Origin of the sequence: Pseudorhodoplanes sp. (assembly GCF_035565795.1) — a bacterium.
Lineage (GTDB): Bacteria > Pseudomonadota > Alphaproteobacteria > Rhizobiales > Xanthobacteraceae > Pseudorhodoplanes.
In genome coordinates this window covers 1-18480 of record NZ_DATMRV010000054.1, presented here as the reverse complement: position 1 = coordinate 18480, position 18480 = coordinate 1, and the positions used below count along the sequence as shown (strand labels likewise).

Genomic DNA, 18480 nt, shown 5'->3' with positions numbered 1-18480 from the left:
AAGGGTCATCGGCCAGGGGCACCGGTTGACCAAAGATTAGACATAAAGAAATCTTTATATCCGCATTGCGCCCTTGTCTGGAGCCTGCTATAGCGGCGCCCGAACAGGCGGCCTGCGCCCAGCGGGCGGCATCCACTTTTCCGCACATCCAACGACAGACAGCGTCAAGGGAGCGTCATGACTGCAGCAACCGCCAAGAAGCCGGGCTTTTCGGACTACATCGTCGCCGATATCGGGCTCGCCGATTTCGGCCGCAAGGAAATCTCCCTCGCCGAAACCGAGATGCCGGGCCTGATGGCGACCCGCGCCGAATACGGCGCGTCGCAGCCGCTGAAGGGTGCGCGCATCGCGGGCTCCCTGCACATGACGATCCAGACCGCGGTGCTGATCGAAACCCTGGCCGCGCTCGGCGCCGACGTGCGTTGGGTTTCGTGCAACATCTATTCAACGCAGGATCACGCTGCCGCGGCGATCGCCGCCGCCGGCATTCCGGTGTTCGCGGTGAAGGGTGAGACCCTGAAGGACTATTGGGATTATACCGCCAAGCTGTTCGACTGGCACGGCGGCGGCTATCCCAACATGATCCTCGATGACGGCGGCGACGCCACCATGTACGTGCATCTCGGCCTCCGCGCCGAGAAGGGCGACACCGCGTTCCTCGACAAGCCGGGTTCGGAAGAAGAGGAAGTGTTCTTCGCGCTGCTCAAGAAGCAGCTGAAGGAAAAGCCGAAGGGCTATTTTCAGGCGATCGCGGACAGCATCAAGGGCGTGTCCGAAGAGACCACGACCGGCGTGCATCGTCTGTACGAGATGCAGAAGGCCGGCACGCTGCTGTGGCCTGCGATCAACGTCAACGACTCGGTGACCAAGTCGAAGTTCGACAATCTCTATGGCTGTAAGGAATCGCTGGTGGACGGCATCCGCCGCGGCACCGACGTGATGATGGCCGGCAAGGTCGCGATGGTCGCGGGCTTCGGCGACGTGGGCAAGGGTTCGGCTGCATCGCTCCGCAACGCCGGATGCCGCGTGCTGGTCTCCGAGATCGATCCGATCTGCGCTCTGCAGGCCGCGATGGAAGGCTACGAGGTCACGACGATGGAAGACGCCGTGACGCGCGCCGACATCTTCGTCACCGCCACCGGCAACAAGGACATCATCACCGCCGATCACATGCGGAAGATGAAGGACCGCGCGATTGTCTGCAACATCGGCCATTTCGACAACGAGATCGACGTGGCCGGGCTGAAGAACATGAAGTGGATCAACGTCAAGCCGCAGGTGGACGAGATCGAGTTCCCGGACGGGCATCGCATCATCCTTCTCTCGGAAGGCCGCCTCGTGAACCTCGGCAACGCCATGGGGCATCCGAGTTTCGTGATGTCGTCGTCCTTCACCAACCAGACGCTGGCGCAGATCGAGCTCTGGGCGCACAACAAGGACGGCAAGTACGAGAAGAAGGTCTACACGCTGCCGAAGCATCTCGACGAGAAGGTCGCGCGCCTGCATCTCGAAAAGATCGGCGTGAAGCTGACTAAGCTGTCCAAGGAACAGGCCGACTATATCGGCGTGAAGCAGGACGGCCCGTACAAGCCGGATCACTACCGGTATTGATTGCTTCTGCGAGAAGCGGGAATACGCAAATGGCCGGGCAATGCCCGGCCATTTTTTATTTGGTAGGCTGATCCACCGGCGGGGGTGTAGCGAAGAGTCCGGTCAGGCGAGCGCCCTGCCGGGCGAGAACATGTGAAGCGATCCTGATAGGCAAAGGTTGGGGCTGACATGCAGGTGATCACCACCCACGACGGACGCAGTCTCGCCTGCGACGAAGTCGGCAATCCGAACGGGCCGCTCGTCATCCACAATCATGGCGGTCCGAGCAGCCGCCTCGAAGCGCGGCTGTTTTCGGGCGCAGCGTCGAAGCACGTGCTGCGACTCCTGTGCGTGGACCGCCAGGCATCGGACGGTCAAGCCCGCAAGACGCGCGCAGCTATGCCGGGTGGGCGGAGTGAACGATGAAGAAAGCGAAATCGGTGTCCGCGAAGAAAACGACGAGCGCCGCGAAAAGCGCAACGGGAGGTGACGATCCTGCCCGTCTCATCGACGCCAAGATCGCCGCGCTCGGCGACTGGCGCGGAGAGACGCTTGCGCGTGTCCGCAAGATCATCAAGGACGCTTGCCCCGATGTGGTCGAGACCGTGAAATGGCAGAAGCCGTCGAACCCGGCGGGTGTGCCCGTCTGGGAGCGCGACGGCATCATCTGCACGGGCGAGACCTACAAGGACAAGGTAAAGCTGACCTTCGCCAAAGGCGCTTCGCTGCTCGATCCGTCAGGTCTGTTCAACTCCAGCCTCGATGGCAATGCGCGGCGCGCGATCGATCTCTCGGAGGGTGATACGATCAACGAGAAGGAATTCAAGGCGCTCGTTCGTGCAGCCGCGGCGCTGAATGAGAACGGGCGGGCGGCCAGGAAGCGCGGGTAGCCGCGCTTACAGGTTCAGCTGCACCAATACGAGATCCAGCCGCTTGCCGAATTTCTCGCCGACGCCGGGCATCCGGCCGGTTTCTTCAAAGCCCATCGTCTCGTGCAGCGCCAGGGAGGCGTAGTTCGACGCATCGATCGCGCCGACCATCACGCGCTTGCCCATCCTGCGAGCCTCCTCGATCAGCGCCGCCAGCAGCATCCGGCCGAAGCCCTTACCCTGCGCCGCGTCCAGCACATAGACCGAGTGCTCGACGGTGTGACGGTAGCCGTCAAACGGCCGGAACTCGCCGAAGCTGCCATAGCCCTGGACGCCGCCTTCATCCGCCACCAGTACCGGGAAGCCCGCTTTGCGCCGGACCGTGAACCATGCCAGCCGGCTTTCGAGGTCGGATGGCGCCTCGTTCCAGATCGACGTCGTTTTTGTGACGGCGTCGTTATAGATCGCAAGAATAGCCGGCAGATCGGCTTCCGTCGCGGGCCGGATCGTCGCCACCAATACGCCTCCCGAAGGCCCGGGCCCGGCCTGTTATCGTTGCTTGTAGCCCATTCCCCGCAATGCTATCCCGCCGCCCATGACAGCGGCAACACTCGACAACATCCGCAATTTTTCCATCGTCGCGCATATCGACCACGGCAAGTCCACGCTCGCCGACCGGTTGATCCAGCTGACCGGCGCGATGGACGCGCGCGAAATGGCCGGCAAGGAGCAGGTGCTCGACTCGATGGATATCGAGCGCGAGCGCGGCATCACGATCAAGGCGCAGACCGTGCGTCTGACCTATCGTGCCAAGGACGGCAAGGATTACATTCTCAATCTGATCGACACACCGGGCCATGTCGACTTCGCCTATGAGGTGAACCGCTCGCTCGCCGCCTGCGAGGGCTCGCTGCTCGTGGTGGACGCCTCGCAGGGCGTGGAGGCGCAGACGCTCGCAAACGTCTACCAGGCGATCGACAACAACCACGAGATCGTGCCGGTCCTGAACAAGGTCGATCTGCCCGCGGCCGAGCCGGAGAAGGTGAAGCAGCAGATCGAGGACGTGATCGGCATCGACGCGTCGGACGCAATCCCGATCTCGGCCAAGACCGGTATCGGCATTCCGGACGTGCTGGAAGCCATCGTTCACAAGCTGCCGGCCCCGAAGGGCGACCGCAACGCGCCGCTGAAGGCGCTGCTGGTCGATTCCTGGTACGACGTCTATCTCGGTGTCATCGTGCTGGTGCGCATCGTGGACGGCACGCTGAAGGAAGGCGACCGCATCCAAATGATGGGCACCGGCGCCGTCTATGACGTCGATCGGGTCGGCGTGTTCACGCCCAAGAAGGTCGAAGTCGCCGAACTCGGGCCGGGCGAGATCGGCTTTCTCACCGCCTCGATCAAGGAAGTGGCCGACACGAGAGTCGGCGACACCATCACCGATGCGCGCAAGCCGGTTTCCGAACCGCTGCCCGGCTTCAAGCCCGCGATCCCGGTGGTGTTCTGCGGTCTCTTCCCGGTCGATGCCGCGCAGTTCGAAGATCTGCGCGCAGCGATGGGCAAGCTGAGACTGAACGATGCGAGCTTCTCGTTCGAGATGGAGACGTCTGCCGCGCTCGGCTTCGGCTTCCGCTGCGGTTTCCTCGGGCTCCTGCATCTCGAGATCATCCAGGAGCGGCTGGAGCGCGAATTCAATCTCGACCTGATCGCGACCGCACCGAGCGTCATCTACAAGATGACGCTGACCGACGGCAGCCATATCGAAATTCATAATCCGGTCGACATGCCGGACGTGGTGAAGATCGAGGAGATCCAGGAACCCTGGATCGAGGCGACGATCATGACGCCGGACGAATATCTCGGTTCGGTGCTCAAGCTCTGTCAGGACCGTCGCGGCAACCAGAAAGAGCTGACCTATGTCGGCAACCGCGCGATGGTGAAATACGACCTGCCGCTCAACGAGGTGGTGTTCGATTTCTACGATCGCCTCAAGTCGGTGTCGAAGGGCTATGCGTCATTCGACTATCACCTGACCGATTACCGTCCGTCCGATCTCGTGAAGATGCAGATTCTGGTGAACGCCGAGCCTGTCGATGCGCTGGCGATGCTGGTGCATCGCACGCGCGCGGAAGGGCGCGGCCGCGCCATGGTGGAGAAGCTGAAGGAGCTGATCCCCCCGCACATGTTCCAGGTGCCGATCCAGGCCGCGCTCGGCGGCAAGGTGATCGCGCGCGAGACCGTGCGCGCGCTGCGCAAGGACGTGACCGCGAAATGCTATGGCGGCGACGCCACCCGCAAGCGCAAGCTTCTGGAGAAGCAGAAAGAAGGCAAGAAGAAGATGCGCCAGTACGGGAAGGTCGACATCCCGCAGGAAGCGTTCATCGCCGCGCTCAAGGTGGATGTGTAGCCATCATTGGGTGCGGCCTCGCCGCACTCTCCCCGGCCAAGCCCCGCCGGAAATAGCGCGAACCTAAAGGTCTCTGGCTTACCTTTTCCCCGCCTTCGGCAGCGCCTTGCACTGGTTCTCCGCCTTCTTCCCGGCGAACCGCGCATCGATGAAATCCATCGCCATCGCGGCGCCCTCCTTCATCGAACCATTGTGATCGGCGCCGGCGATCGGCTTGTACGCTACGACATTGCCGCGCGCGCAGAGTTGCCGCGCGAGATCATCCGTCGCTTCCGGAAACACCGTCACGTCGCCGGTTCCCTGAATGATCAGGGTCGGCGCGGTGATGCGCAGGCGGCCGGGCTCGTTCAGTTGGGCGAACTCGCGAAAGATGGAAATGTCGGGCTTCGCAACAAACTGATCCTTCGCTATCGCTTTCGACCAGTAGCCCTGCGACAGCGCATGCGACATGCATTGCACATAAAGGTCGGGCAGATGCCGGATCGCCTGCGGCGTCAGGATGCGCTGAAGATCGATGCTGCGTTCCGACCTTGCGTAGGACCACAGCGTGTAAAGCACGTAAGGCAGCGACAGCTCGGTCTTGTCCGATTTCATCACCGCGTTCAGCCGGTCCGCGATATGCGAGCCCGGCGCAAAGGCGACATTGCCGACCAGCTTGAAGTCGGGAACGTAAGTCGGTCCGAGCGAAGCTGTGAACAGGTCCACCTGTCCGCCCTGCGAATGCCCCATCACGGCGTAGCGCTTGCCGATCGCCGGTTCGATCTCGCGCGCGGCGCGCAGCATGTCGAGCGCGTTGCGTCCGGTCGGTACGCCTTGCAGGAATGGATGAAAGCCCGCAATGCCGAGGCCGGCATAATCGGTTGCAACCACCGCATAGCCCCGTTTCACGAAGCCATCCAGCAGCGTGCGGATGGTCTCGATATAGGGGTGCTCGGGTCCGCCGGCGGTGTCGCGCGATGGTGCGCAGATTGCATTGAGCCCCGTCGTGCCGTGGGTCCAGGTGATGACCGGCCAGCCGCCCTTCGGCGCTTCGCCTTGCGGGATCGCGATTGTACCGGAGACCGGTGCGATGCCGCCGAGGCCATCAACCGAAGGATAGGCGACGAGAATGTTCCGTGCGGCGCTCGGCAGCGCCATCGTGCCGGTCAGCGGGCGCGCCCAGATCACCGAGCCATGCGGCTTTGCCGGCAGCGGCGGCACGATGTAAAAGCCGTCGCCATCCGGCCCCCGCAGGGGTGTCTGCGCCACGACAGGCCCGGTGAGCATGGCAAGGGCGGCGACAGCGGCAGCAAGGCGACAACGGAAGCGCATGAAAGGGCTCGCGTGGAGGATGCCGAGCGACCTAACCGCGAGATACCCTAAGAGGCGGTGAATCGCCGGCGCGAATGTCGGCCTCACGCCATGCGTCAAACGCTATGGCCGTTGCGCCGGTGCGGGCATCTTCGTCATCCGCTCGCGGAACAGCGCCATGGCCTCGTCGGCCAGCACACCGCCGGTGATGGCGACGGGAGCAAAGGTCTCGCGCGCTGCGATGTCGGTGCTGGTGATCATGATCTGGTCCATCAGCGTTGCCAGTTGCGCGATCGAGGCTGCGTAGACCACGCGGCCGATATGGCACCAGATGATCGCGCCAATACACATCGCGCATGGCTCGCCGGTCGTATACAGCGTCGCGCCCTTCAGCGCGTCGGCGCCGGGCGTCTCGACGGCGTTGCGGATCGCGACCATCTCGCCGTGCGCGGTGGGGTCCCTGTGGGTTCGGCCATGATTGCCGCCGCGGGCGATCACCGCGCCATCCCGAACGATAATCGCTCCGAACGGAAAGTCCGCATTTCGCGCCTCGTCCAGCGCGACGCGCATGAAACGCTCGTCGTCGGATGCTGATGCGGGGCTGAACGCCTTTGCGGCGAACGGCAGCGACAGGCTGCAAGCCAGTCCTGCGATGACCGAACGACGCGAAAGGGAATGGCATTCGCAGCCGAAGGTCAGTCGTTGTGCTTTCTGATCCATGAAGCGGCCTTCCTGTGAAGCGTCGAAGGCGACTCTAATCGTCACGGATTGAAGTTTTGTAAGCGAATGCGCTTGACAAGCTCAAACTCTGAACACAAGGGTGCGGCGCATTATCCACCACTAAAGAGAGCGATATGCCCTACTCATTCGAGATCTATAAGGACAAGAAGGAAGAATTCCGCGTGCGCTTCAAGGCGCCAAATGGCGAGAAGATGTTCTCGTCGGAAGGCTATTCGTCGAAGGCCGCCGCGAACAACGCGATTAAGTCGATCCTGAAGAACGGACCCGCCGCGACCATCGTGGACAACACGAAGGCTGTCAAAGCCGCGAAGAAGGCCAAGGTCGCGAAGAAAAAGAAGAAAAAGGCCTGACGTTAGTTTGCCTGCGCATCGCACCGATGCGAAAGCGTAGCCCGCATATCGCTCTGCGTCATGCGGGCTACCTTCGGCCTGATCCGGGCCATCTCAGCTGAACTTCGACATTTCCATCGTGTGCGGCAACGTCGGCTCAATCGACGGCGCGTCGACCCGTGGCAGTCCGATGCGCCGGGCAGCGGCGACGGCCATCGCGTCCTCGCGGCGTGTGGCGACCGCCTGAAGGGCGTCACGGCGGTTCAGCCAGCCGCGATTTTCCTCCACAGCGTTAATGACGTCGTATCGCGTGAGCCCGATGTCAGCGAGCATGCGCTGGTCCGCATGCATCAATTGCTCGAGTTCGCGTCGGTATTGCGCGGCACGGGCGATCCTCGCCCTCAGATTGCGGAAGCCTTGAGCCGCCAGGCGCGCGAGGACGTGCACCTGCCGGGCCAGCATCCGGGTCCGCAGGGTGCATGCCTGCGCAAATGTACGTGGCGCAAAAACGATATTGGTGTTGGAGGTCATGGCAGTCTCCATCGGTTCATGCGCCGCATATGCGTCCCGACCGCTGCCCCGGCTATGATCGCCTGTCCGCCGCATTTGATCGAAACGCCGCGCAAGCCCGGTCTCACGATCGTATGATCGATCGTGATCGGAAGTGACTGCTTCGGCTTGCGCTAGGCGCCCGCTTCGGCGCTTGTCTGGCGGCTCTTGCGCCACGCCGCCGGTGGCATGCCGACCACTTTCTTGAAGGCCCTGCTGAAGGCGGCCTCGGACTCATAGCCGACATCGACCGCGATCTTGGCGATGTTGGACCGACCTTGCGTCAGCAGGCCTGACGCGATCTGCATGCGCCATTTCGCAAGATACTGCATCGGCGGCATCCCGACGAAATCGGTGAAGCGATCCGCCAGCGCCGAGCGCGAGAGCCCGACTTCGCTGGATAGCGTCTCCAGCGTCCAGTCCCTTGCCGGTTGCGCATGCATCAGGGACAGCGCGTGTCCGACATGCCGGTCGCGCAGCCCGGCGAGCCAGCCGGTCTGTTCGGTCGGCAGCGATTCCAGATACATACGGACAAGTTCGATGAACAGAAGCTCGCTCAGCTTGGCGAGGATGCTCTCGCCGCCGATGCGCTGGCCGTACGATTCCGCGACGGCCATGCGGTAGAAATGGCTCAGGCGCGCGTCGCTGTCAGTGTTGTCGCCGCGGCAATGGATCTGAACTGGCAGCGCCGCCAGCAACGGATTGAACGGCCGCACATCGCAGCCAAGAAAACCGCAGACGAGCTTCACGCGGCTATCGCTGCCGCCGCCGCCGGAGATCTTCCAGGGCCGCTGTGTCGAGAGATCGACATCCGCCATGTCGAAGCTGGCTGGCGCGCGCAACGACGGGTCGGTCGCCAGCGTGTGATGATCGCCGTGCGGAAACACGATCATGTCGCCGGCCTGCAGCTTGACCGGATCGTGCCCCTTCTGCACCGCGTAGCACTCACCCTCCGTGATGAGGTGATACGAAACGAGATGCTGCGCATCCGGCATGATCAGCGGGATGAGGTGCCGTGACTGCGGCGCGAAGGTCGCCCACGGCGCCGTCACATTCACGTCGATGAACACGGCGCCGGTCAGCCGCACCGCGCGCAGAACGTCGGATAACGTATCGCTGCTCATGGGCCGATAAAAATGGACGAATGATCAAAAACACCGAACGAACAGCGAAATCAGAGCGCGCGAGCGCCCGGCTTGTCAACACGTCAGGGTCGTTTCGATCAGACGACGCCCGGCAGGTGCCGGTTATTCCACCTTCGGGGCCGCGGCCGCCGCGGTCTCTGCCGGCTTTGCGGCCGGCTCCTCGGCGCGGGCGCTCGTCGGCTCGATGATGATGCGCGTCTTCGCCATGCCCTGCTTCTGCACGAGATTGAACAGCACGGCGGCATCGCGCGGATGCAGCCGCACACAGCCCTTCGAGGCACGCCGGCCGAGCCGCTTGATCTGGTTGGTGCCGTGGATGGCGTAGTTGCCATGAAAAAAGATCGAATAGGGCATCGGCGCCATGTTGAAGAGGCGGGAATGCCAGGTACGCTCGAGCCGCTGCGGCTTGAATGTGCCGTTCGGCGGCCCGCCGGCGAGGCCGGTCGAGACCACGAAATTATGGCTCGGGACGCCGTCCACGATCACGGACATGCGCTGTGCCGATTTGTCCACGCGGACAACGATCTCGGCCTGAGCTGCGGAACTCGCCAAAAGGGCAGCGATAGCGGCAACGGCGGAAAACAGTCGCATGACAAACCCCTTCTCGGGACCGCGCAAACCGGCTTTCAGACTCAGCGCCAGTGTGTAAAGTCAGCACGCAAAAATACCGTTAAGAGGGTGCGGTCCAATGAGGGTGTTTTTGTTCACTGTCGTGTTTGCCGCGGCGCTGTCGCATGCAGTGCCGGCAACGGCGCAGGACAAGGGCACGGTCGATCCGAAACCGTTGCCTCCCCTCGCCAATCCTGACGATCCGAAGACACCGGCGAAGGATCTGTTCGCCCGCAAGCCGACGCCGGCCAATCTGCAGGCGCGCGCCATCGGGTTCTATTCGCGCGGCTGTCTCGCGGGCGGCGTCGCGCTGCCGGTCAATGGCAAGAACTGGCAGGTCATGCGGCTGTCACGCAATCGCAACTGGGGGCATCCGGATCTGATCGCATTCCTGGAACGTCTCGCGGACAAGGCGCCGAAGGTCGGCTGGAACGGCTTGCTTGTCGGCGATATTGCGCAGGCGCGCGGCGGGCCGATGCTGACCGGGCATGCCAGCCATCAGATCGGCCTCGATGCGGATATCTGGCTCATGCCGATGCCGAACCGCGAACTGACACGGCTCGAACGCGAAGAGATGTCATCGACCAATGTCGTGCGCGAGGACAAGCTCGACGTCGATCCCAAGATCTGGACGCCGGCGCATGTCGGGATCATCAAGGCCGCCGCGGAAGACCCGCTGGTCGAACGCGTCCTCGTCAATGCCGCGATCAAGAAGGCATTGTGCCGCGACGCCAATGGCGACCGTTCATGGCTGCACAAGGTGCGGCCGTGGTACTGGCACAATTATCACTTCCACGTTCGCATCGGATGTCCGAAGGACTCGCCGACCTGCAAGCCGCAGCCCCCGACGGGCGAAGGCGACGGTTGCGGCGCCGAACTCGCCTATTGGTTTCAGCCGAAGATCCTGCGGCCGCCGGAGCCGCCGGCGGATCGTCCGCGCAAGCATATGACGATGGGCGATCTTCCCGCCGAGTGCCGCCAGGTGCTGGTGGCGCAGTAGCGGCCTTCACGGCAAAAGCGCCGCGAACGCCGTTCATTCCCGCGCAAGCGGGATTCCAGCTTTCCTGACTCTGGGTTCCCCGCCTTCGCGGGGCGAACGGCTGAATGAAGGCCGCCTTTACTCGTTCTCCCGCTCGATTGCGCGCACAGCCGCCTCTGTCACCTGCTTCGTGGTCGCCTTGCCGCCGAGATCGGGTGTGTGCAGCGAAGGGTCGGCGGTGACGCGCTCGACCGCTTTCATCAGCCGCGCTGCCGCAGGCTTCTCGCCGAGATGTTCGAGCATCATCACGGCGGTCCAGAACGATCCGACCGGATTGGCGATGCCCTTGCCGGTGATGTCGAAAGCCGAGCCGTGGATCGGCTCGAACATCGACGGCGTGTGTCGCTCCGGATTGAGGTTGGCGGTTGGCGCGATGCCAAGCGAGCCCGCGAGCGCCGCGGCGAGATCGGAGAGAATGTCAGCGTGCAGGTTGGTGGCGACGATGGTGTCGAGCGTCTCGGGACGCAGCGTCATCCGCATGGTCATCGCGTCAACCAGCATCTTGTCCCAGGTCACGTCCGGATAATTGTGCGCAACCTCGGCCGCGATATCGTCCCACATCACCATCCCGTGGCGCTGTGCGTTCGACTTCGTCACCACGGTGAGCAGCTTGCGCGGGCGTGAGCGGGCCAGTTCGAACGCGAAGCGGATGATACGGGTGACACCGGGCCGCGTGAACATCGCAACATCGGTCGCGACCTCTTCCGGCAGTCCCTTGTGCACGCGTCCGCCGACGCCGGCATATTCGCCTTCCGAATTCTCGCGCACAATGACCCAGTCGAGTTCAGGCCCGCTGACGTTGCGAAGCGGGCTGGTGATGCCCGGCAGGATGCGGGTCGGGCGCACATTGGCGTATTGGTCGAGCGGCTGGCAGATCGCGAGCCGCAGGCCCCACAGCGTGATATGATCGGGAATGTCCGGCGCTCCCACGGCACCGAAATAGATCGCGTCGAACTTGCGGAGCTGATCGGCGCCGCCCTCCGGCATCATCACGCCGTGCTTCTTGTAATAGTCCGAACCCCAATCGAAATGGGTCACATCGAGCTCAAATCCGCCGTCGCGTTTCGCGCATGCGGCAAGCACCTCAAGGCCAGCGTTGATCACTTCCGGTCCGATGCCGTCGCCGCCGATGGCCGCGATCTTGTGGATACGCATGTTCGATCCTCATTCCTCAGTCGTCATTCCGGGGCCGCGCGTTTTGCGCGCGTCCCGGAACGACAGAGCGATTACTGCGACACGGTCACGCCCGCCTTCTTGATCACGGGCACCCATTTGTCGATTTCTTTTGCAACGTGCTGAGCCAGATGCTCCGGCGTCTGCTCGGCTTCGGTCGGGAGGATGATGCCGAGATCCAGGAGCCGTTTCCTGGTGCCGTCTTCGTTGAGGGCCTGCCGCGCCACCGCGTTGAGCTTCGTGACGATGTCCTTCGGCGTACCCTTCGGCGCAAACAGCGCGTTCCAGCCGATGGCCTGGAAGTCCGGCAGACCCTGCTCGACCGATGTCGGAACATTCGGCGTGACGGCGATGCGCTTGTCGGTCGCCACCACGAGGCCGTTGACTGTGCCCGCCTGGATGCTCGGCACCACACCGACGGTCTGGTCGCAGACATAGTCCACCTGTCCGCCGAGCAGCGCATTGAGCGCGGGACCGGAGCCGCGGAACGGCACGTGCGTCGGCTTCACGCCGAGCAGCGCATCTAGGAACAGGCAGGTCAGGTGCGACGTCGCGCCGACGCCGCCGGTGCCGTAGTTCATCTTGTCGCCGTTCGCCTTCAGGTATGCCACGAACTCCTTGAAGCTTTTGACCGGCAGGTCCTTCTTCGCGACCACCAGCATCGGCGTGCCGCCGGTATTGAGGATCGGCTCGAAGTCGGTGCGCGGATCATAGGCGAGCTTCGGATAAAGCCCGACACTGGCGGCCTGGGTGCCGAGATTGCCCATGAGCAGCGTGTAGCCGTCCGGTGTCGCATTCTTGGCGCGGGTGACGCCGACGGTCCCCCCGGCGCCGGTCACGTTTTCGACCAGCACCTGCTGCTTGAGAATGCGGCTCATGGAATCGCCCATGATGCGCGCCACCACGTCCGTCGTGCCGCCCGCAGCGAACGGCACGAGGATGGTGATCGCGCGTTCCGGATATTCCGCATGGGCCGGGGACGTGGCGGCGAGAGCCAGCGCGGCCGCAAAAACGGCCACGCCGGTGCGGCGTGTCATCAGCTTCATCGTTTCCTCCGTGGTGTTTTTATCGGCCGTTTCTTGTTTTTCAGGGTCAGGCTCTATTTTGAGACAGCCTCCGCGATAATGCGACCACATTCAACCGTGGTTGCGGTGCCGCCGAGGTCTCGCGTCCGCGCTTTTGGATCGGCCAGCGCGACCTCGATTGCTGCAATCACGGCATCGGCGGCATCCTTGTGGCCGAGATGCTCGAGCATCATCGCGCCCGACCAGATCTGCCCGATCGGATTGGCGATTCCTTTGCCGGCAATATCCGGCGCCGAGCCGTGCACCGGCTCGAACATCGAGGGGAAATCACGCTCGGGATTGATGTTGGCCGACGGCGCAATGCCGATCGAGCCTGCGACCGCGGGGCCGAGATCAGACAGGATATCGCCGAACAGGTTGGAGCCGACCACGACATCGAACCAGTCCGGATGCTGCACGAAATGGGCGGCGAGAATGTCGATATGGAACTGGTCAGCGCGGATATCGGGATACAGCGCCTTCATCGCCGCGAAACGCTCGTCCCAGAACGGCATGGTGTACACGATGCCGTTCGACTTGGTGGCGGACGTAACGTGCTTCTTCGGCCGCTTGCGCGCCAGTTCGAACGCGTAGCGCATCACGCGATCGGTGCCGCGACGCGTGAAGATCGCTTCCTGCATCGCGGCTTCGTGCTCGGTGCCGCGGAACATGCGGCCGCCGATTTCCGAATACTCGCCTTCGACATTCTCGCGCACGACCAAGAAGTCGATGTCCGCGGGGCCTCGCCCGGCAAGCGGGCTTTTCATGCCCTGCAGCACTCGGCAGGGACGCAGGTTGACGTATTGATTGAATTCGCGGCGGATCGGGATCAGCAGGCCCCACAGTGAAACGTGATCGGGAACGCCGGGAAAGCCGACGGCGCCAAGAAAGATCGCATCATGCTTGCGGATCAGGTCGAGCCCGCCTTCCGGCATCATGCGGCCGTGCTTCTGGTAGTGCTCGCAGCTCCAGTCGAAATGATCGAAGGTGAATGACAGGCCGAAGCGCTTGCCGGCCGCTTCGAGGACGCGGATGCCCTCGGGCAGCACTTCGTTGCCAATGCCGTCGCCCGGGATGGCGGCAATCTTGTAGGCTGTCATGTCAGGTCCTTTCGGTTTGGACGTCAGCAGAGGTACATGCGCCCGCGAATGCTGTCCCGGCATCATGGGGTGCCGGCGGGTCATGGAGGCGAATGCAGCAAAGACGCAATGAGCGTGATCTGGCTCAATCAGGGTGCCTGGAAACTCAGTCCGTGCACCACCACGACCTGGGTATGCGCGCCGCCGATTCCGAAATCGTCATCATTGATCAGGACCAGCGTATCGTCCGCGAGCATCGCGACGCCTTCCGTCTTGCCGGCAATCTTCGGGTAGTCGGCGGTGTCGAACCGCAGCGTTTTCGGCACGGGGACGATCTTCGCGTCGGCCAGGACAGCTTGCTGCTCAAGGCTTGGCTCGGTCGAGGGTTCGTCCCAGGGCGTGCCGTGGATGTTGGTCGCATCGGCGAGATTGATCTCGTAAAGCTTCGTGGTCGCTTCGGTCCGCTCCAGAACGAGAAGCCGGTCCGGCCCGACCGTCACCATCTCGCTGATGCGGACATCGGCCTGGTCTTTCGGGGTATCGCGTCGGAAGGTCTTCGGCTCATCGAGTTCGTAGACATATTCGCCGACGATCTGCATCGACGTGCGCTCGATCTTGAACAGCCGGACGTTTCGCGAGGTCCGGAACGCTGTGGTGTCCGGATTGGCGAGCGGGCTCTGCATGATGAAGAAAAGGAACCTCTCGTCGCGCGAGACGGCGAGAGATTCGATGCCGCGATTGAGCTGTCGCTTGGCGAGGATCGTCGGAAGCGAGCCGACCACGTCGTAGCGCGCGCCTGCGTAATCGGTCTCCGTGCCTTGTGGCACATGGCGGGTCACGATCCGTCCATCCGCAGCGACGTGCAGGATCGAGGGTGAATTTTCGTCAGCAATCCAGAAGGTGCCGTCCGTTAGCCGGATCACGGCTTCCGCGTCGATGCCGTTCACATCCCGCTCGAGCGGCCTGCCCCGCCCGTCGAGCGGGGTTTCGCTCGTGGTGCTGGTCAGCGGATTGGGCAGGCCGGACAGCGGGACGCCATCGCGGTCCTTGAGGGTCACGACATCGGTGATCCGGAATGTTCCGGCTTCGGTGAGCAGCACGCGATAGATCGAAGGCGAATACGATGGCGTAAGGAAGACGCGGGCGTTCTTGGTGTCGCGGCAGCCCGGAAGCTCCGCCTGCGCGGCCGAGCGGAACTCGCTACAGGTGAGATTCGGACCGCGATCGCCGACGGTCCAGATCACGTTCGGCGGGTCTTCGGGATGGTGGAATGCGCCGCTGCCGATGCCGACATTCAGATTGAGGATGCGCCCATTCTCGAAACGGTGCCGGCCCATCGAAAGCAGGGTGTCGTCGCTGTGGAGTTCGCGAACCGAAATTTCGGACGCGATCGCGGCTGTGGACAACCCGAGGAAGGCAATCAGGAGGAGACGGGAACGCATCGGCGCCATCGGTTCGTGAGGCGGTCCGGATACACCGGGTTGCCTGATTTGTCTCATGTTCCGGGCGGGTGAGGCAAAGGTCTGTTGGATTCCGAGAGCGATTCCGGCATCTGCCGGGAGGAGAGGCGGGGGGGCTGACTGGAAGGACGTCCGGGGCGTGGTCCGGACGGGGTCGCGCACTCGTTGCCGGTATGAGTCGTTCGCAGGTGCGGTAATGTGTTGACGATTTATGAGTTCGCGTGCCGACCTTGCGGTGGAAAGATCCGATTTTTCATTATTTAGTTAACCAACTGTGGCAAGAATGCACTAGTGAGGGTTGTCACACCTCATTATCGTGGTTCCGTTGATTCACCTGGGGGCTCCCAATGAAGAAGTGTCTGATGGCAACCGCTGCAGTGCTTGCTCTTTTGAGCGCTGCTGGCTGCACCATGTACGGCAAGGCACCGGTCGGCAAAGCGCCGGTCGTCGCCAAGTACTAATCGGCCTAGGTCGAGAAAGGGCCGGTCCCTGGACCGGCCTCTTTCGAAATCTATTCCGTTAGCTGTCCAGGTCCCTGATCTGGGCGGAGCCTCATGGTGTGAGGATAATGGGCATATGCGGGCGCTCCGCATAGGCCCTTTTTGCTTTTTTGAACGTCGTTTTGAGCTCAGTGTTTGCGGCCCGATGTCTGGGCGTTGATCTCACTGCAACGCTGTCGGCCAGCACGGCGTGACGCTTTCGCAACGCGATCTGAGGCGTGTCGGCCACGCCCGGTCAGGAACATTGCATTGCCGGTCGGCCGTGTGTATCGGCCGCTTGACTTGAGCATCCACCGGCGCGTGTGATGCGCGACGAGGATTTTGGAGAGCGTCAATGCAGGCCAGAGGCAGATACGTATCCGGGCCCAGCGCCCTTCTCGGTACAGCCGCACTTGCCGCGGCCATCTCATTCAGCAGCGGCGCGATCGCACAGAGTGTCAGCGCGCAAGCGGCAGCCGCAGCAGCTGCTCCCGCGCAGGCTTCGGCTCCCGCGCAGGCACCTGCTGCGTCGAGCGGCACGTTGCCGGCCGTGAATGTGAACGCCGAAAAGCCGCAACAAAAGCCGGCGCAACGGCAGGTCAAGCGGCAGGGCCCCAATCGCGAGCCGATCAAGATTCCGGTGAACGCCAGTGGCTGCAAATCGGTGCGTGCGCCCGGCAAGCCCTATTTCGTGGAATTCCGTTCACGAACGGCGGTCAGCTACGGCCACACCTTTGTGGTGCACGGCCGTCTTGGCGAGGGCAATCGTTACGCCAGCTACCAGATCGCGGGATTGCATCCCAAGGGCGACGACCCCAACGTCTACATGCAGGGCATGATGGTGCCGGTCGAATCCGAAACCGGTCCGTCCTGGGGTGATGAAGACGAGCAATATCTCACTGCGCGCTTCTGCGTGACTCTCACCGAGGCCGAATACCGCAAGGCGCTCGCCTACATCAAAACCCTGCAGGCGACGAAGAAGACGTGGCACGCGACGACCTATAACTGCAACGCATTCGCGGCGGACATTGCGCGCCATATCGGTCTCGATTCACCGAACCCGAATATGTATCTGCCGCAGGCCTTCATCACGCGGATGGCCGATCTCAACAAGGGTGGCAAGCCGAACAATCCGTTTGCAGCAAACTTCTCGGGCTTCCAGCAGGCACCGGCTACGCAGCCGCAACGCCGCGCTCCGGTGCAGCGTACGGCGCAGCCGCGCCAGACGCAGCAGCCCACGCAGCAATAACTTCGGACTGCTCACCGAAATCGAAAAAGGCCCGCAGCGATGCGGGCCTTTTTGCTTCACGAGACGGCGAATCCCTATTTCGGTGCTGGTGCGATGATCGACCAGACCGGGCGGCCCAGCGCCGCATCGAGCTGCGCCGTGAAATCACGGAGTGCGGCCGGCGCCTGGTCGCTATAGCCGAAGACCATGAGCACAAAGAGGACCGGCGGAATCGCCGCAAGCCACAGCACGACGCGGATCAGATAGGCGCGGTGTTCGGCAGCCTGCTTCGGATTGCGGTAGTTGGAAGGCGGATATTGCCTCATGATGCGTGAACGCTCGTCATCGTCAGCGGATGGCGATCATACTTTGTCGATATCGCCGCCGCTCTCGGCCCAATCCTTGAACGCACCGAGATTGTAGACTTTCTCGTAGCCGAGATCCTGCAGCGTCTTGCCGGCGAGCGCCGAACGGCCGCCCGAGGCGCAATACAGGATGACGGGCTTGCTTCGGTCGAGATTCTTGTCGTGCGCGGGCGATTCCGGATCGGCCTTGAATTCCAGGAGGCCACGCGGGATGTGGACGGCGCCGGCAACCTTGCCGCTCTGCGCCACTTCCATCGCGTCGCGCACGTCAAGCACGACGGCGCCATTGCCGATCATGTCCCTGGCCTGGGCAGGCGTGACCCGCGGAACACTTGCGTTTGCGGCCTCGATCATCGCCTTCACGCTGGTCGCCATAAGTCAGTTCTCCCTTTCTGCGATCGGCGGCGGCGCCGCGATCTGTTCGTTACCATATTCCGGCTTTGCCGGAGCGTCGATGCAGATAGGCTGAGTTCTGGATCACGCAAATGACGCCTTTACCGGTTGATATTGCCGAAATGCCGGAAGGCAGGGACGTGACGGGCCGCTTTCCTTGGTCAGCCGTCACGTCCCGACACAGATGTCTGATCTTCAGTGCCGCGTGATGACGACTTCGAGATATTCGCTCGGCACCACCATGGTGCCATCGTCAGCGCGGTTGAATTGACCGATCAGGGTCAGGATGTCCTGTTCGAGATCGTTCTGCTTCGCGGGCTCGAGCGCCGCGAAGGCCTTGAGCAGCGGCCCGTAATAGGTCCGGAACACGTCGAGCCAATGCTCCGGAGAGCGATAGCGGAACACGAAATGACGCTGGGCGGTTTTGACCGAAGTCGCATGTGGATCGAACATTTCCGCGATCCGGCCGCGCGTACCCCAGAGCGCCGGCGAACGCATGCCCGCGGGAGGCGCGACATGCTTGCCGATGGTCTTGAACAGCTGGCCGATGAAGCCGTCCGGCGTCCAGTTCGCGAGTCCGATCTTGCCGCCGCGCTTGCAGACGCGGATCATCTCGGATGCCGCCCGATCCTGATCGGGGGTGAACATCACGCCGAAGGTCGAAACGACCG

The 18480-nt window shown here is 62.8% G+C and carries 20 protein-coding genes; 7 read left to right on the top strand and 13 right to left on the bottom strand.

Annotated features, from left to right (window positions below; translation table 11 throughout):
• The first annotated feature begins 177 nt into the window (after positions 1 to 177).
• The 3 genes from ahcY to VNZ93_RS05910 all read left to right on the top strand — a co-directional run bounded on the left by ahcY (position 178) and on the right by VNZ93_RS05910 (position 2480).
• Positions 178 to 1611, top strand: a complete 1434-nt coding sequence (gene ahcY, locus VNZ93_RS05920; RefSeq protein WP_325701443.1) for an adenosylhomocysteinase — start codon at positions 178 to 180, stop codon at positions 1609 to 1611.
• A 168-nt stretch (positions 1612 to 1779) separates the two neighbouring features.
• Positions 1780 to 2016, top strand: a complete 237-nt coding sequence (locus VNZ93_RS05915) for a hypothetical protein (RefSeq protein WP_325701440.1) — start codon at positions 1780 to 1782, stop codon at positions 2014 to 2016.
• On the top strand, positions 2013 to 2480 hold the full coding sequence (locus VNZ93_RS05910; RefSeq protein ID WP_325701437.1) for a DUF1801 domain-containing protein: 468 nt from the start codon (positions 2013 to 2015) through the stop codon (positions 2478 to 2480). Before VNZ93_RS05915 ends, VNZ93_RS05910 begins: the two co-directional genes overlap by 4 nt.
• 6 nt (positions 2481 to 2486) lie before the next feature.
• Here VNZ93_RS05910 and VNZ93_RS05905 read toward each other — a convergent pair whose 3' ends face one another.
• Positions 2487 to 2978, bottom strand: a complete 492-nt coding sequence (locus VNZ93_RS05905; protein WP_325701436.1) for a GNAT family N-acetyltransferase — start codon at positions 2976 to 2978, stop codon at positions 2487 to 2489.
• Positions 2979 to 3054: 76 nt separating this feature from the next.
• On the opposite strand from VNZ93_RS05905, the gene lepA reads away from it, so the two are divergent.
• Positions 3055 to 4866 carry a translation elongation factor 4 gene (gene lepA, locus VNZ93_RS05900; RefSeq protein ID WP_325701432.1) on the top strand — a complete coding sequence of 604 codons (1812 nt, stop codon included), beginning with the start codon at positions 3055 to 3057 and terminating at the stop codon, positions 4864 to 4866.
• Positions 4867 to 4944: 78 nt separating this feature from the next.
• Here lepA and VNZ93_RS05895 read toward each other — a convergent pair whose 3' ends face one another.
• Both VNZ93_RS05895 and VNZ93_RS05890 read right to left on the bottom strand, forming a co-directional pair.
• Positions 4945 to 6177, bottom strand: a complete 1233-nt coding sequence (locus VNZ93_RS05895) for an alpha/beta fold hydrolase (RefSeq protein ID WP_325701430.1) — start codon at positions 6175 to 6177, stop codon at positions 4945 to 4947.
• Between the two features lie 102 nt (positions 6178 to 6279).
• Positions 6280 to 6876 (bottom strand): nucleoside deaminase, encoded by a 597-nt coding sequence (locus tag VNZ93_RS05890; RefSeq protein ID WP_325701426.1) that lies wholly within the window; start codon positions 6874 to 6876, stop codon positions 6280 to 6282.
• A 134-nt stretch (positions 6877 to 7010) separates the two neighbouring features.
• Between VNZ93_RS05890 and VNZ93_RS05885 the strand changes: the two genes are divergently transcribed.
• Complete coding sequence (locus VNZ93_RS05885) at positions 7011 to 7247, top strand: YegP family protein (protein WP_325701423.1); 237 nt, start codon at positions 7011 to 7013, stop codon at positions 7245 to 7247.
• A gap of 93 nt (positions 7248 to 7340) precedes the next feature.
• Here VNZ93_RS05885 and VNZ93_RS05880 read toward each other — a convergent pair whose 3' ends face one another.
• From VNZ93_RS05880 to VNZ93_RS05870, 3 genes are all read right to left on the bottom strand, one after another.
• Entirely contained in the window at positions 7341 to 7757 is a 417-nt protein-coding gene (locus tag VNZ93_RS05880) for a DUF1127 domain-containing protein (protein WP_325701420.1), read from the bottom strand.
• Positions 7758 to 7909: 152 nt separating this feature from the next.
• Positions 7910 to 8899 carry an AraC family transcriptional regulator gene (locus tag VNZ93_RS05875; protein WP_325701417.1) on the bottom strand — a complete coding sequence of 330 codons (990 nt, stop codon included), beginning with the start codon at positions 8897 to 8899 and terminating at the stop codon, positions 7910 to 7912.
• A 123-nt stretch (positions 8900 to 9022) separates the two neighbouring features.
• Positions 9023 to 9511 carry a L,D-transpeptidase gene (locus VNZ93_RS05870; RefSeq protein WP_325701414.1) on the bottom strand — a complete coding sequence of 163 codons (489 nt, stop codon included), beginning with the start codon at positions 9509 to 9511 and terminating at the stop codon, positions 9023 to 9025.
• A gap of 97 nt (positions 9512 to 9608) precedes the next feature.
• Here VNZ93_RS05870 and mepA point away from each other — a divergent pair, with 97 nt between their 5' ends.
• Positions 9609 to 10529, top strand: a complete 921-nt coding sequence (gene mepA / locus VNZ93_RS05865; RefSeq protein WP_325701411.1) for a penicillin-insensitive murein endopeptidase — start codon at positions 9609 to 9611, stop codon at positions 10527 to 10529.
• Between the two features lie 117 nt (positions 10530 to 10646).
• On the opposite strand, the gene VNZ93_RS05860 is transcribed toward mepA, so the two are convergent.
• The 4 genes from VNZ93_RS05860 to VNZ93_RS05845 form a co-directional block, all read right to left on the bottom strand.
• A complete protein-coding gene (locus VNZ93_RS05860; protein WP_325701408.1) occupies positions 10647 to 11723 on the bottom strand; it encodes a tartrate dehydrogenase in 1077 nt (358 codons plus the stop codon).
• A gap of 71 nt (positions 11724 to 11794) precedes the next feature.
• Positions 11795 to 12787 (bottom strand): tripartite tricarboxylate transporter substrate-binding protein, encoded by a 993-nt coding sequence (locus VNZ93_RS05855; RefSeq protein WP_325701405.1) that lies wholly within the window; start codon positions 12785 to 12787, stop codon positions 11795 to 11797.
• 53 nt (positions 12788 to 12840) lie between these two features.
• Positions 12841 to 13905, bottom strand: coding sequence for a tartrate dehydrogenase (locus tag VNZ93_RS05850; protein ID WP_325701403.1), 1065 nt, complete (start codon positions 13903 to 13905; stop codon positions 12841 to 12843).
• A 128-nt stretch (positions 13906 to 14033) separates the two neighbouring features.
• Complete coding sequence (locus VNZ93_RS05845) at positions 14034 to 15326, bottom strand: esterase-like activity of phytase family protein (protein WP_325701401.1); 1293 nt, start codon at positions 15324 to 15326, stop codon at positions 14034 to 14036.
• Between the two features lie 852 nt (positions 15327 to 16178).
• Between VNZ93_RS05845 and VNZ93_RS05840 the strand changes: the two genes are divergently transcribed.
• On the top strand, positions 16179 to 17072 hold the full coding sequence (locus VNZ93_RS05840) for a hypothetical protein (protein ID WP_325701399.1): 894 nt from the start codon (positions 16179 to 16181) through the stop codon (positions 17070 to 17072).
• 74 nt (positions 17073 to 17146) lie between these two features.
• Here VNZ93_RS05840 and VNZ93_RS05835 read toward each other — a convergent pair whose 3' ends face one another.
• The 3 genes from VNZ93_RS05835 to VNZ93_RS05825 all read right to left on the bottom strand — a co-directional run.
• Positions 17147 to 17377 (bottom strand): hypothetical protein, encoded by a 231-nt coding sequence (locus tag VNZ93_RS05835; protein ID WP_325701396.1) that lies wholly within the window; start codon positions 17375 to 17377, stop codon positions 17147 to 17149.
• A gap of 36 nt (positions 17378 to 17413) precedes the next feature.
• Positions 17414 to 17791, bottom strand: coding sequence for a rhodanese-like domain-containing protein (locus VNZ93_RS05830; protein ID WP_325701393.1), 378 nt, complete (start codon positions 17789 to 17791; stop codon positions 17414 to 17416).
• 213 nt (positions 17792 to 18004) lie between these two features.
• A partial coding sequence (locus VNZ93_RS05825; protein WP_414709989.1) for a class I SAM-dependent methyltransferase occupies positions 18005 to 18480 on the bottom strand: 476 nt, incomplete at its 5' end.

What these genes read in the sequence shown, in the direction of transcription:
- VNZ93_RS05895 (WP_325701430.1), bottom strand. Translation starts at nt 6,177, where the DNA reads ATGCGCTTCCGTTGTCGCCTTGCTGCCGCTGTCGCCGCCCTTGCCATG.
- VNZ93_RS05870 (WP_325701414.1), bottom strand. Translation starts at nt 9,511, where the DNA reads ATGCGACTGTTTTCCGCCGTTGCCGCTATCGCTGCCCTTTTGGCGAGT.
- VNZ93_RS05875 (WP_325701417.1), bottom strand. Translation starts at nt 8,899, where the DNA reads ATGAGCAGCGATACGTTATCCGACGTTCTGCGCGCGGTGCGGCTGACC.
- VNZ93_RS05835 (WP_325701396.1), bottom strand. Translation starts at nt 17,377, where the DNA reads ATGAGGCAATATCCGCCTTCCAACTACCGCAATCCGAAGCAGGCTGCC.
- lepA (WP_325701432.1), top strand. Translation starts at nt 3,055, where the DNA reads ATGACAGCGGCAACACTCGACAACATCCGCAATTTTTCCATCGTCGCG.
- VNZ93_RS05910 (WP_325701437.1), top strand. Translation starts at nt 2,013, where the DNA reads ATGAAGAAAGCGAAATCGGTGTCCGCGAAGAAAACGACGAGCGCCGCG.
- VNZ93_RS05830 (WP_325701393.1), bottom strand. Translation starts at nt 17,791, where the DNA reads ATGGCGACCAGCGTGAAGGCGATGATCGAGGCCGCAAACGCAAGTGTT.
- VNZ93_RS05880 (WP_325701420.1), bottom strand. Translation starts at nt 7,757, where the DNA reads ATGACCTCCAACACCAATATCGTTTTTGCGCCACGTACATTTGCGCAG.
- VNZ93_RS05860 (WP_325701408.1), bottom strand. Translation starts at nt 11,723, where the DNA reads ATGCGTATCCACAAGATCGCGGCCATCGGCGGCGACGGCATCGGACCG.
- mepA (WP_325701411.1), top strand. Translation starts at nt 9,609, where the DNA reads ATGAGGGTGTTTTTGTTCACTGTCGTGTTTGCCGCGGCGCTGTCGCAT.
- ahcY (WP_325701443.1), top strand. Translation starts at nt 178, where the DNA reads ATGACTGCAGCAACCGCCAAGAAGCCGGGCTTTTCGGACTACATCGTC.
- VNZ93_RS05845 (WP_325701401.1), bottom strand. Translation starts at nt 15,326, where the DNA reads ATGCGTTCCCGTCTCCTCCTGATTGCCTTCCTCGGGTTGTCCACAGCC.
- VNZ93_RS05890 (WP_325701426.1), bottom strand. Translation starts at nt 6,876, where the DNA reads ATGGATCAGAAAGCACAACGACTGACCTTCGGCTGCGAATGCCATTCC.
- VNZ93_RS05915 (WP_325701440.1), top strand. Translation starts at nt 1,780, where the DNA reads ATGCAGGTGATCACCACCCACGACGGACGCAGTCTCGCCTGCGACGAA.
- VNZ93_RS05855 (WP_325701405.1), bottom strand. Translation starts at nt 12,787, where the DNA reads ATGAAGCTGATGACACGCCGCACCGGCGTGGCCGTTTTTGCGGCCGCG.
- VNZ93_RS05850 (WP_325701403.1), bottom strand. Translation starts at nt 13,905, where the DNA reads ATGACAGCCTACAAGATTGCCGCCATCCCGGGCGACGGCATTGGCAAC.
- VNZ93_RS05840 (WP_325701399.1), top strand. Translation starts at nt 16,179, where the DNA reads ATGCAGGCCAGAGGCAGATACGTATCCGGGCCCAGCGCCCTTCTCGGT.
- VNZ93_RS05885 (WP_325701423.1), top strand. Translation starts at nt 7,011, where the DNA reads ATGCCCTACTCATTCGAGATCTATAAGGACAAGAAGGAAGAATTCCGC.